Origin of the sequence: Paraburkholderia susongensis (assembly GCF_900177725.1) — a bacterium.
Lineage (GTDB): Bacteria > Pseudomonadota > Gammaproteobacteria > Burkholderiales > Burkholderiaceae > Paraburkholderia > Paraburkholderia susongensis.
On record NZ_FXAT01000002.1, the window covers coordinates 756,100 to 768,621 of the forward strand.

General features: G+C 65.2%; 12 protein-coding genes. 2 read left to right on the forward strand and 10 right to left on the reverse strand.

Annotation, left to right across the window (positions count from 1 at the left end; genetic code table 11):
* Nucleotides 1-6: 6 nt before the first annotated feature.
* The 8 genes from astD to B9Z01_RS08525 all read right to left on the reverse strand — a co-directional run bounded on the left by astD (nt 7) and on the right by B9Z01_RS08525 (nt 8,567).
* Nucleotides 7-1,470, reverse strand: coding sequence for a succinylglutamate-semialdehyde dehydrogenase (astD, locus tag B9Z01_RS08490; RefSeq protein ID WP_085481776.1), 1,464 nt, complete (start codon nt 1,468-1,470; stop codon nt 7-9).
* Nucleotides 1,467-2,510, reverse strand: a complete 1,044-nt coding sequence (gene astA / locus B9Z01_RS08495; RefSeq protein WP_085481777.1) for an arginine N-succinyltransferase — start codon at nt 2,508-2,510, stop codon at nt 1,467-1,469. Before astA ends, astD begins: the two co-directional genes overlap by 4 nt.
* The gene (gene aruF / locus B9Z01_RS08500; protein ID WP_085481779.1) at nt 2,507-3,562 is read right to left on the reverse strand and encodes an arginine/ornithine succinyltransferase subunit alpha; all 1,056 of its coding nucleotides are present in this window, start codon (nt 3,560-3,562) and stop codon (nt 2,507-2,509) included. Before aruF ends, astA begins: the two co-directional genes overlap by 4 nt.
* A gap of 82 nt (nt 3,563-3,644) precedes the next feature.
* Nucleotides 3,645-4,880: an aspartate aminotransferase family protein gene (locus B9Z01_RS08505; RefSeq protein WP_085481781.1), complete on the reverse strand. Its 1,236-nt coding sequence runs from the start codon at nt 4,878-4,880 to the stop codon at nt 3,645-3,647.
* A 321-nt stretch (nt 4,881-5,201) separates the two neighbouring features.
* On the reverse strand, nt 5,202-6,245 hold the full coding sequence (locus B9Z01_RS08510; RefSeq protein WP_085481783.1) for a GlxA family transcriptional regulator: 1,044 nt from the start codon (nt 6,243-6,245) through the stop codon (nt 5,202-5,204).
* Between the two features lie 36 nt (nt 6,246-6,281).
* The gene (locus B9Z01_RS08515; protein WP_085481785.1) at nt 6,282-7,073 is read right to left on the reverse strand and encodes an ABC transporter ATP-binding protein; all 792 of its coding nucleotides are present in this window, start codon (nt 7,071-7,073) and stop codon (nt 6,282-6,284) included.
* An 85-nt stretch (nt 7,074-7,158) separates the two neighbouring features.
* Entirely contained in the window at nt 7,159-7,872 is a 714-nt protein-coding gene (locus tag B9Z01_RS08520; RefSeq protein ID WP_085482105.1) for an ABC transporter permease, read from the reverse strand.
* A 5-nt stretch (nt 7,873-7,877) separates the two neighbouring features.
* Entirely contained in the window at nt 7,878-8,567 is a 690-nt protein-coding gene (locus B9Z01_RS08525) for an ABC transporter permease (protein ID WP_085482103.1), read from the reverse strand.
* 507 nt (nt 8,568-9,074) lie between these two features.
* Here B9Z01_RS08525 and B9Z01_RS08530 point away from each other — a divergent pair.
* Both B9Z01_RS08530 and B9Z01_RS08535 read left to right on the forward strand, forming a co-directional pair.
* A complete protein-coding gene (locus tag B9Z01_RS08530) occupies nt 9,075-9,365 on the forward strand; it encodes a helix-turn-helix transcriptional regulator (RefSeq protein WP_208625921.1) in 291 nt (96 codons plus the stop codon).
* Entirely contained in the window at nt 9,355-10,635 is a 1,281-nt protein-coding gene (locus B9Z01_RS08535) for a type II toxin-antitoxin system HipA family toxin (RefSeq protein WP_085481789.1), read from the forward strand. The genes B9Z01_RS08530 and B9Z01_RS08535 overlap by 11 nt, the downstream gene beginning before the upstream one ends.
* A gap of 33 nt (nt 10,636-10,668) precedes the next feature.
* Here the strand turns inward: B9Z01_RS08535 and B9Z01_RS08540 are convergent, their stop codons facing one another.
* On the reverse strand, nt 10,669-11,622 hold the full coding sequence (locus B9Z01_RS08540; protein WP_085481791.1) for a patatin-like phospholipase family protein: 954 nt from the start codon (nt 11,620-11,622) through the stop codon (nt 10,669-10,671).
* Between the two features lie 23 nt (nt 11,623-11,645).
* The gene (bamE, locus tag B9Z01_RS08545) at nt 11,646-12,197 is read right to left on the reverse strand and encodes an outer membrane protein assembly factor BamE domain-containing protein (RefSeq protein WP_085481793.1); all 552 of its coding nucleotides are present in this window, start codon (nt 12,195-12,197) and stop codon (nt 11,646-11,648) included.
* Between the last annotated feature and the right edge of the window lie 325 nt (nt 12,198-12,522).

Genomic DNA, 12,522 nt, shown 5'->3' on the forward strand with positions numbered 1-12,522 from the left:
CGATCCTTAGAATTGGAGGCCCGGCGAGACGCTCGCGGGCATGTGCAGTTGCGCGCTTTCGACGGAAGCCATCGGATACGCGCAGTAGTCGGCGGCATAGAATGCGCTCGGCCGGTGATTGCCCGAGCGGCCCGGACCGCCGAACGGCGCACCCGAAGAAGCGCCGTTGGTCGGCCGGTTCCAGTTGACGATGCCCGCGCGGATGGTGCGTTGGAAATGCGTCCACAGCGCCTCGTCGTCGGCGAGCAGACCTGCGGAGAGACCGAACTCGGTGTCGTTGGCTTTCTCGAGCGCTTCGTCGAAGCTGCGGTAGCGGATGATCTGCGCGAGCGGGCCGAAATGCTCCTCGTCGGGTAAATCCGGCACGCTGGTCACGTCGAGAATCGCGGGCGTGACGAAGCCAAGCTGCGGATCGCGCTGCTCCATTTTCAGCAGCGCCTTCGCGCCGCTCGCGAGCAGACGCTCCTGCGCGGCGATCAGGCGCGAGGCCGCGCGCGCCGACACGACAGCGCCCATGAACGGCTGCGGATCGGCGTCGTACTCGCCCACGCCGATGCGCGCGGTGACTTCGGTCAGGCGCGCAAGGAAGCGCTCGCCGATCGCATCGTCCGGCACGAAGATACGGCGCGCGCACGTGCAGCGCTGCCCCGCCGACAGAAACGCCGACTGGATCGTGTGATGCACGGCGGCGTCGACATCCGCGACCGGCCCGATCACGAGCGGATTGTTGCCGCCCATCTCGAGCGCGAGCACGATCTCGGGGCGGCCGCCGAATTGTTTGTGCAGCAATGTTCCGGTATCCGAACTACCGGTGAAGAAGAGCCCGTCGATCTGCCGGTGATTCGCGAGCGCGATGCCGGTGTCCTTTTCGCCCTGCACGAGATTGATGACGCCGGCGGGCAGGCCCGCGTCGCGCCAGATCTGCACGGTCAGCGCCGCGACGCCCGGCGCGAGTTCGGACGGCTTGAACACGACCGCGTTACCCGCGATCAGCGCGGGCACGATGTGCCCGTTCGGCAAATGGCCAGGAAAATTGTACGGGCCGAACACGGCCACCACGCCATGCGGACGATGCCGCAGCACCGCGGTGCCGTCGGCCATCGCCGAGCGCCTTTCGCCGGTGCGCTCGTTGTAGGACTGAATCGAGATCTCGACCTTCGCGGCCATCGACGCCGCCTCGGTGCGCGCTTCCCACAGCGGCTTGCCGGTCTCGCGGCCGATCGCCTCGGCGAGCGCTTCCTTGCGCTCGGTCACGAGCGCGGCGAAGCGGCGCACCACCGCGCAACGCTCGTCGAGACTCAGCGCCGACCACGCCGCGAACGCGCGGCGCGCGCTGCGCACGGCGCGATCGACGTCGTCCGCCGATGCGCTATTGCCTTGCCACACCACCGCGCCCGTGCCGGGATTGCGCGATGCGAATACGGGTCCTGTGCCGGCGGCCCATTCGCCGTCGATGAAAAGCTCACTCATGATCGTCCTTGTTTGTGTTTCAACGGCAGCACCCGCACCGGTTCGCCCGCCTTGACGTTGAGCGCGGCGGCCTCGGCTGCGCTCAGGCGCAACACGCCGTCTTGCGGCACGCCCGCCACGACGCCGACGCGAAAATCGCCGAGCGACGTATTCGACACCATCGATTTCGGCCCATCCTGCGCGGCCTGCGCGGACGCCTCGCCGATCTCCGCCGCGACCAGCACGCTCTCGCGCACCGTGCGCAGATCGGCGATATGGCATTCGAGCACCGGGCCCGCGTCGAAGATATCAACGTGATTCTCGTAGCGCAGCCCTTCCGCCTCGAGCATGCGGCGCGCGGGAATCGTGTCGTTATGCGTGAGGCCGACGCAGCGCTGCGCTTCTTCGGGCAGTAGTTCGACGTACACCGGATAGCGCGGCATCAGTTCGGCGAGAAACGCCTTGCGGCCGTGCGAGCTCAGATAGTCGGCCGCGTTGAAATCGATCTGGTAGAAATGCGAGCCGACCGCGCGCCAGAACGGCGACGTGCCTTGCTCGTCGAAATGGCCGCGCAGTTCCGCGCACAGACGCTGCGGAAAGCGCTCGCGAAACTGCGCGAGAAACATGAAGCGCGAACGCGACAGCAAACCGCCGACGCCGCTCGTGCGATAACGCGGGCTCAGGAACAGCGAGCACACTTCGGCATAACCGGTGAGGTCGTGCGAGATGTTGAGCGCGTGCATGCGCGTCCAGATGCCGAGGTCCTGGCTCGCGTGCACGACCGTGCTCACACGATAGTTGTAGAACGGCTGCTGCAGGCCCACCGCCGTTTCGATGCCGCAGACGCCGGCCACGTCACCGCTCGCCGTATCTTCCATCACGAAGAAATAGCCGGCCTCGTGGGGCTCGGCCTTGTCTTCCATCGTGCGGCGCGCGCGTTCGACGCGCGCCGCGAGCGCATCGCGATCGGGCTTGAAGGTGGTCAGGCCCGGACCGGTTTCCTGCGCGAGCCGCATGAGGGCGTCCACATCGCCTCGTTGCACCACGCGAACGACGATCATCGCGCATCTCCCGATTGTTCATCCTGCTGCGGCTGATGCAACGGCACGCAGCGCACCGCATCACCCTCCTGTACACCGAGCGCGGCGCGCGCCGCCTGCGACAACGCCGCACCCGCGTCCCTGCCCGGCGCGAGATCGCCGAGCACGCAACGGAACTCGCCATCGGCGCCGTTATGCGCGATCAGATACGTCGCGCCGTTCGCCGCGGGTGCCTCGCGCACGATGCGCGTTTCGTTGTGCTTCACGCTGACGCTGCGATCCACCTGCGCGGTCAGCACCGGACCGGCGTCGAAGATATCGACGTAGCGATCGGTCTCGAAGCCCTCTTCAAGGTGAATCTCGTAGGCAAGCAGCGCATTCGCATCGGGCTCGCCGAGCACGCGCTGCGCCGCCTCCGGCAGCAGCGGCACATACACCGGGTAGGTGGGCATCACTTCAGCGATGAACGTGCGGCTGCGCCCGCCCGACTCGACTTCGATATCGGCGAAATTGCGGCCGAAGAACTTGCGCCCCACCGCTTCCCAGAACGGCGACACGCCGTTTTCGTCGGTGACGCCGAGCAGCAGCGAGAACACCTCGGACGTGAAGCGCTTGCGGTTCGCGGCGACGTACATCATGCGTGCGCGCGACATCAGTTGCGCGGCCGCGTCGCCACGCAGCGACGGGTCGATGTAGTAGCCGGCGAGCCGGCTCTTGCCGGTCAGTTCGTGCGACATCGTCAGCGCGTGAATCTTGCGATTCACGTGCAACTCGCGCGATGCGTGAATCAGCGCATCGTTGCGAAACACGTAGAACGGGTCCGCGTAACCGGCCGCGGCGACGATGCTCGCGGTGCCCATGAGCTTGCCGCTCTGCGAGTCTTCGAGCACGAACAGATAGAACTCCTCACCCGGAAAATCGACTTCCGCGCGAAACGAGTCTTCCGACAACGCGACACGCGCTTCGAGCGCGCGCCGGTCGTGCGGCAGGGAATGCAGCACCGGTTGCGCGGTGCGCGCCATATGCTCGAGCGCATCGAGATCGGCGAGACGGCCGGGACGTACGAATAGCATCATCGTTCCTGTTGAATGTGACGCATGATCCGGTGCGGGTGCGGCGGGTGCGTATTGTTATGCATGAACGCGCCGTGATGGATCAGTGCGACGCCGCCTGCGCGCTCGCGCCGACGAGTTCGCCGAACGCCTTCCCGAGACGCGCGAAGCCTTCGCTCATGTCGTCGAGCGGCATGATCAGCGACGGCACGAAACGCAGCACGTCCGGGCCGGCCATCAGCATGATCACGCCATGCTGGCCCGCCGCGGTGACGAAGTCTTTCGCGCGGCCCTTGAACGCGTCACTGAGTTCCGCGCCGATCAGCAGACCCTTGCCGCGCACTTCGGTGAAAAGCCCGAAGCGCTCGTTCAGCTTCGCGAGATGGCTCTTCAGCGTTTCGCTGCGCGAGCGCACGCCTTCGAGCACCTTCGGGTCGCTCACGAGTTCGACCACCTTCTCCGCGATCGCGGCACCAAGCGGATTGCCGCCGTAGGTCGTGCCGTGCACGCCGACCTTGAAGTGCGCGGCCAGTTCGTTCGTGGTCAGCATCGCGCCGATCGGGAAGCCGTTGCCGAGCGCCTTCGCGGTGGTCAGGATGTCCGGCGTGACACCGGTGTCCTGGTACGCGTAGAAGTAGCCGCTGCGGCCCACGCCGGTTTGCACTTCGTCGAAAATCAGCAGCGCATCGTGCTGGTCGCACGCTTCGCGCAGGGCCTTCAGGAACGCCGGATCGGCCGGGATCACGCCGCCTTCGCCCTGGATCGGCTCGACGATCACCGCGCAGGTCTGCGCGCCGATCGCCTTCTTCGCCGCTTCGATGTCGTTGTACGGCAGATGCGTGATGCCGGCCGGCACCGGTCCGAAGCCTTCCGAATACTTCGGCTGGCCGCCGACGCTCACGGTGAAGAGCGTGCGGCCGTGGAACGACTGCGTAAACGAAATGATTTCGGCCTTCTGCTCGCCGTGGCGGTCGAACGCGACGCGGCGCGCGAGCTTGAGCGCGGCCTCGTTCGCTTCCGCGCCCGAGTTCGCGAAGAACGCGCGGTCGGCGAACGTGAGGTTTTCGAGCCGCTTCGCGAGGCGCAGCACGGGTTCGTTCGTGTAGCCGTTGCCGATGTGCCAGAGCTTGCCGCCCTGCTCGTGCAGCACCTTGAGCAGCTCGGGATGCGCATGACCGAGCGCGGTGACGGCGATGCCGCCGGCGAAGTCGATATAGTCGCGGCCTTGCGTGTCCCACACGCGTGAGCCGAGACCGCGATCCGGTACGAAGGCGGCGGGAGAAAACACCGGCACCATGACTTCGTCGAAGGTCTGGCGTGTCACAGTCAGGTCGTTCATGGCAAATCCTTTTACGGGTGACGGGTAATACAGCTAGTGTAGGAAACCGCGCGCGATACGTCTTGCGCATACGCGACGCGTTCTATGGGGTTCCATGCGTTGGGGCGGCTTTGGGCTTGGGCTTTGGGCTTTCGTTCTCACTTCGCATTTCGCACTGTGTGACCGGGCCGTGTCCGCTTCGTGTCCGGCTCGCTTTCAATTGACTTCCTGGCCGTCTTCGGCCGCCTCGCCGCCCGCGTTGCCCATGCGCGCCAGTCAGTCCGCCTGGACCGTCTGCGTCAGGAACCCTTCTCGATCCGTGCCGCACCGCGTCGACGCGGGTCAACCGGCTTCGGGCCGCTCGATCAGCGCAGCCGGCCGCGGCTCGTTGGAGGCACCGTGCGCGCCGGTCTGCCGGTCGATCCAGTTGCGGCGATCCTCGCGCGGCGTGACGCCAAAGCGCTCGCGATATGCATTCGAAAAGTGCGCCGCCGACGAAAACCCGCACGCGAGACTGATCTGCACAACCGATTTGCTGGTGCGCTGCAATTGCGTGCGCGCCTTCGAGAGCCGCAGCCCCAGGTAATATTTGGACGGCATCGAGCCGAGATACTGGCGAAACAGGCGCTCCAGTTGCCGTCGCGATACGCCGACGAGACCGGCGATTTCATCGGTCGTGAGCGGGTCCTCGATGTTCGCCTCCATGAGCAGGAGCGCGTCGTTCAGGCGCGGATGGCGCTCGCCCGGCGCGGTCACGAACGGAATGCGCTGACGCTCCTCGCCCGCGCGCAACACGCCGACGCCGAGCGTATCGGCGATGCGCTCCGCGAGTTCGGGCCCATGCTCGCGGCCGATCATCGCGAGCATGAAGTCGACGGTCGCCTGACCGCCCGCGCAGGTGGCGCGATCGCGGTCGATTTCGAAGATCTGCTGGGTGACGATGGAGCGCTCGAACTGTTCGGAGAACTGCTGATAGGTTTCCCAGTTCACGCTCACGCGATAGCCGGACAACTGCCCCGCCATCGCGAGCCACCACACGCCGTGATGGATGCCCGTGACGAGCGGCGTGCGCTGGCCGACGCGCGAGAGGCTCGCGAGAAACAAACGATAGTCGGCGAACTGCTGGAAACGCTCACTGACGATGATGAGCCAGTCGCACGCGATCGCGTCGCCGAACGCGGCATCGGCCGGCCATTGCGCGCCGCCCGCGAGCGGCACCGCGCGGCCGTCCCACGAGCACACCTGCACGCGGTACAGCGCGCGGCCGTCGATTTCGTTGGCGAGATTGAGCGCGTCGACAATCGGCCCGACGCCCGACATCGACACGGGCGGCAATGCGACGATTGCAACCTGCGTGGTGCGAGCCGGGCTGGACGTGCGGGCCATCGCTTGTGCGTGCGGAGCGAGCGCGCGAGCCGCGCGTTACTTGAGGCTGCCGGAGAGGAACTGCTTGAGGCGCTCGCTGCGCGGCGCGCTCAGCACGTCGGCGGGATTGCCCTCTTCTTCGGTGCGGCCCTGATGCAGGAACATCACATGGTTCGACACGTTGCGCGCAAACCCCATTTCGTGAGTCACGACGATCATCGTGCGGCCTTCCTCGGCGAGCTTCTGCATGACCTTGAGCACTTCGCCGACGAGTTCGGGGTCGAGCGCGGAAGTCGGCTCGTCGAACAGCATGACGTCCGGGTTCATCGCGAGCGCGCGCGCAATCGCGACGCGCTGCTGCTGCCCGCCCGACAGATGCGACGGATACTGCTTTTCGACGCGCGGCGCGAGGCCGACCTTCTCGAGATATTCGCGCGCGCGCTCTTCCGCTTCGCGACGCGACAAGCCGAGCACATGAATCGGCGCTTCGATCACGTTCTCGAGCACGTTCATGTGTGCCCACAGGTTGAAGTGCTGGAACACCATCGCGAGCTTCGTGCGAATGCGCTGCAACTGCTTGTGATCGGCGACTTCGAGATTGCCGGCGCGATCGGTTTTGGTTTTCACCGCCTCGCCATCGACGACGATCTGCCCGGCGTTCGGCCGCTCGAGAAAATTGATGCAACGCAGAAAGGTGCTCTTGCCCGAGCCGCTCGCACCGATGATGCTAATGACGTCGCCCTTATTCGCGTTGAGCGACACGCCCTTGAGCACTTCGTTGTCGCCGTAGCGCTTGTGGATGTCCTGTGCGGCGAGCTTGCAAGCTTCGGTTTGAGTGGTATGGAGCAAGATGCTCTCCCGGTGTCGACCGGAGTGAGCGCTTTGCGCTGACTCCGGTCCCATGAAAGATGGTTGTGGTGAAAATACGGACCGCTCAATGCGTGCGCACCGCGAGGTACGCGAGCCAGTGACGCTCCGCGCGGCGAAACAGCGCGACCAGCGCGAACGACACCACGAGGTAAATCAGCGCCGCGAGCCCGAACGCGTTGAACGACTGGTAGGTCGCCGAGTTCGCATCGCGCGCCACCTTCAGGATGTCCGGCACCGTCGCCGTGAACGCGACCGTGGTGGCATGCAGCATCAGGATCACTTCGTTACTGTACAACGGCAAGGCGCGGCGCAGCGCGGACGGTATCACAATACGCCGGTACATCGTGAACCAGCTCATGCCGTAGGCGCGCGCCGCCTCCACTTCGCCGTGCGAGGTCGAGCGGATCGCGCCCGCGAAAATCTCCGTCGTGTAGGCGCAGGTATTCAGCGCGAACGCGAGAATCGCGCAGTGAAAACCGCTGCGAAAGAATGCGTCGAGCAGACTATACGAGCGCACGAACGCGAGGCTGTACACACCCGTGTAGATCAGCAGCAGTTGCACGTAGAGCGGTGTGCCGCGAAACACGTAGGTGTAGAGACGCACCGGCGTGGAGAGCCACCGTTTCTTCGAGACCCGCGCGACCGCGAGCGGCACCGAACAGACGAAGCCGATCGCGATCGACGCCACCAGCAGCCACAGCGTGACCGCGAGACCCGAGATGCGCTGGCCGTCCCAGAACAGGTACGCGCGCCAGAACTGATTGAGAATGTCGATCATGTCGTTCAAAGCTCCGCGTGCCGTACGCCGATCGAATAACGCCGGTTGAGCCAGATCAGCACGACGTTCGATACCGTGGTGATCGCCAGGTAGATCAGCGCGGCGACCAGAATGAAGAAGAACATGTTGAAGGTGCTCTTGCCCGCGTCCTGCGCGGCCTTGACCACGTCGGCGAGACCGATGATCGACACGAGCGCGGTGGCTTTCACCAGCACCTGCCAGTTGTTGCCGATGCCGGGCAGCGCGAAGCGCATCATCTGCGGAAACAGGATGCGCGTGAATACGCGCACACCGCTCATGCCGTAGGCGCTGCCCGCTTCGAGCTGGCCGCGCGGCACCGCGAGAAACGCGCCGCGGAAGGTTTCGGTGAAGTACGCGCCGTAGATGAAGCCGAGCGTGAGCACGCCGGCCACGAACGGATCGATGTCGAATTGCGGCAGATCGAGCGCGTCGGTGAAATCGTTGACGGCCATCTGGATGCTGTAGAACAGCAGCAGCATCAGCACGAGGTCGGGCACCGAGCGGATCAGCGTCGTGTAACCGGTCGCGATGGCCCGCAAGGGCCGGTTGAACGAGAGTTTCGCCGCCGCGCCCGCGAGGCCGAGCAACACAGCAGCCGCCAGCGACAGAACGGACAACTCGATCGTCTGGATCGTGCCAGCGAGCAGCACGGGACCAAAGCCGTATAGGAACACGCGTGTCTCCATCCAGGTTCGTTGAATTGGCGCGGACGGCGATGGCTTCATGGCCTGTCTTGCTCGTCCGGCATGACGCGGAGTCTCGCAAGCGGAAATCAATTTCTCAAATACCCGGCGACTGTCATGCTGCGACGCAACACGACGCCATTCGAGGCGTCTGAACGCCTGTAGCGCTTGGTTTCACGACGAATATTTTTTTGGCGGGTGCGGTGCGCGCGGCGAGCCCTGCTGCGATTTCGCAAGTTTGCGGTCGCTTTTTCGATAGACCTGGCGAAGAGGGTTGCGGAGCAAATTGCTGGCGGCACAAGCAGAAATGACCCATATATGAGTCATGAAGGGCCTTTGCGACTCATATACGAGTCATCCATTGTTTTTTCGCGGACAGGAGACCATAATGACTCACAAATGAGTCACGAAGGCCCTTTACGACTCATATATAAATCACTCTACGTTTTTATGTCCACTGTCGCCACTCGTGCCGCCTCGCGCTATAGCCTCGACGCCGTGCGCCTGCTCGGCCAGTTGATCCGCCGCGCGCGGCTCGAGCGCAAGATCACCGCATCGCAACTCGCCGAACGCGCCGGGCTGTCGCGCAGTCTCGTTCAGCGGATCGAGAAAGGCGATCCGCGCTGCTCGATCGGTGCGGTTTTCGAGGCCGCCGCGGTCGTCGGCGTACGTCTTTTCGATGCCGACTCGTCGGGCATCAGCGCCGCCCTGCGCGCCAACGCCGAAGTGTTGACGCTACTGCCGCGCGCCGTGCGCGCACCTCGCATCGAAACCCGAGATGATTTCTGACTCCGCCTACAACGAAGCCTTCGTGTGGACCTGGTTGCCCGGCGCGACCGAGCCCGTGGTGGCTGGGCGCCTCGTCGCAGCCGGCGAACAGATGCGGTTCAACTACGGCCAGAGCTATCTCGCGCGGGAGAACGCGATCCCGCTCTATGCCCCCGAACTGCCGCTGCGGCGCGGCACCCTGCCGCTCCTCAATGGCCTGACGATGCCCGGCTGCATCCGCGATGCGGCGCCGGACGCGTGGGGCCGGCGCGTCATCATCAATCGCAAGCTCGGCACGCGCGGCGCGCAGATCGACACCGGCGAGCTCGACGAGATGACCTATCTGCTGGAATCCGGCTCGGACCGCATCGGCGCGCTCGACTTCCAGCTCTCGCCAACCGAATACGTGCCGCGAGAAACTGCCAGCGCGTCGCTCAGCGATCTGCAGAATGCCGTTGCGAGCGTCGAGCGCGGCGTGAAGCTCAGTGCCGACCTCGAGCGCGCGCTCTTTCACGGCAGCTCGATCGGCGGCGCGCGCCCGAAGGCTATGATCACCGCGCACGAGCGTAAACTCATCGCGAAGTTCTCCTCGCAGAGCGACGTCTACAGCGTCGTGAAAGCCGAATACATCGCGATGCGCCTCGCGGCCGCGGTCGGCATCCATGCAGCACCGGTATCGCTCGAGCACGTCGGCGGCAAGGACGTGCTGCTCATCGAGCGCTTCGACCGCGAGCATACGGAACAGGGCTGGCAGCGCCGTGCAATGGTCTCAGCGCTCACGCTGTTCGAACTCGACGAGATGATGGCGCGCTATGCGAGCTACGAGGAATTCGCGACGCTGATCCGCCATCGCTTCGCGAATCCGGGCGCTACGCTCAAGGAGCTGTTCGCGCGTCTCGTCTTCAACGTGCTGTGCGGCAATACCGACGACCACGCGCGCAATCACGCCGCCTACTGGAACGGCTACGAGCTCACGTTGACACCCGCCTACGATATCTGTCCGCAGGCGCGCGCCGGCAACGAAGCGACCCAGGCGATGTTGATCGTCGGCGACGACCGCTTCAGCCGGATCGACACGTGCCTGAAGGCCGCGCCGCTCTTTTTGCTGTCGCACGACGAAGCCGTTGCGCTCGTGCAGCGGCAGATCGAGGTGATTCTCGATCGCTGGGACGCGGTGTGCGCCGACGCGCAACTGAGCGAAGTGGATCGCGAATTGATGTGGCGGCGCCAGTTTCTCAATCCGTTCGCGTTCGAAGGCGCGCCGCCCGCGCTCGCGGCACTGCCGCGCTAGATCCGGCGCGCGGCAAGCGCCTGAGCGCCGGCGTCAATCGAGCCCGAGCCGCGCGCGGATCGCCGGCAGCATGTATTCGACCGCCGCGCGCCCTTCCTCGATGGCCGGCGCCGCGCGATGAAAATCGAAGATGCCCATGCCGCCGAGACGCGGCTGGATCAGGATGTCGGCGGGCTCGCCGGCAAGCCGGCTGCGCGTGATGCGCACCTGCATGATGTCGATGCTTTGCGCGATCGAGCTGAGCATCGACGGCACGCGCGCGCTCGGCTTCGGCGGCACGCGCACGTCGCTGACCGCGCTCGTTTCGGCCGGCGCGAGCCAGCGCGGCCAGGGCTTGCCGTTGCGGCGCAGCGCAACGGGCGGCGGTGCGGCCGGATCGAGCGCAGGCGTTTCGACCACCGCGCCGCCGAAGTCGCGGCCGTTCAGGATGTCGTTGTTCAGGTCGATCGCGATCACGCAGTCCGCCCGCATGCCGCGCGCGACCGACACCGGCACCGGATTGCTCAGGCCGCCGTCGACGAGCCACGCGCCGTTGTGCCACACCGGCGCGAAAATGCCGGGAATCGCAATCGACGCGCGCACCGAGTCGATCGTGCTGCCGTCCTGCAGCCAGATTTCGCGGCCCGTATCGAGTTCGGTGGCGACCGCTGCGAACGGCATGTGCAGTTGCGCGATCGAGCGGCCGTCGAATTTCTCGGCGAAGAGCTGGACTACCTTGCGCCCGCCGAGCAGGCCGCCCGAAATCCGCAGATCGAGCAGCCGCACCACCGTCTGCCAGGTGAGCCGCGACACCCACTCTTCGAGCCAGTCGAGGTCGCCGTTCGCGTAGACCGCGCCGACCAGCGCGCCGATCGACGTGCCGCACACCACGTCGGGCTTGATGCCCGCATCGTGCAGCGCGCGAATCGCGCCGATATGCGCCCAGCCGCGTGCGGCGCCTCCTCCCAACACCAGCCCGATCCGGCTGTATCGACGTCGACGTATCATGCCTGCCCCATTCTTGCCATCTTCTATCGCCCCCTTATCACGTCCGAGCGCGACGTGGTGTACACCCTCTGGTTCCTGTCGAAGTGAACGTTGAACATACCTTCTTCCGTCACGCCGCCCTCACGCCATTTCCAGCTCCACACGGTCTCGGGCTTGAGCGGAAACACCGCGACTTGCCCGGGCTTGCCGAGCAGGCGACGCACTTCGTCCTCGGTCATGCCGCTGCGGATCCTCGCGAAGTTCGCAGCGGTCAGCACTTGCGTGATGGCTTGCAGCTTGCCATCGCGATCGATGTCGACCATATACGTGTTGAGGCCCTGCGGGCCGCGCGGATATTCGAAGCGTTTCGAACCGTCGGTGAAGGTGCGTTCGGTTTCCGGCTTGCCCATCTGCGCGCGGATCTGCGCTTCGGTCGTGACGCCCGGCGTCAGGCCTTTGAGCAATAAGGCGTCGGGCTTGACGGCGTTGAAGAAGTCCTTGAGTTTTTGCACGGCTTGATCGCTTTGCTGTTGGTCGCAGCCGGTCAGCGCGAAGCACGCAGCCAGCAGCGCGACACCAAGCGGTTTGAGGCTCACGGCGATTCCTGTCCGGATGCGCGCAGTACTAGCTACTAGCGGTCCATGCGCGCGTTGCCGGTCTGTAGTGTGTACTACAAGGATAACTGCACACGGAGAAAACCGCGAGCGATGCCGGCACGGCGCGTGCGTCCCCGCCCGCAATGGAGCGCGCGAAGACGTCGAAGAAAGCGGAGGAACGCGAAAGAAAGCGGCGCCCAGGACGCCGGGCCGTGCCGCGGAAAACATCAAGCCAGAAGCCAGAAGCCAGACGCAAAAAGCAAAAAGGCGACGCGGTACAAAGCGTCGCCAGGTCGGTCGATATGGTCAACCGGAAAGTGACGGC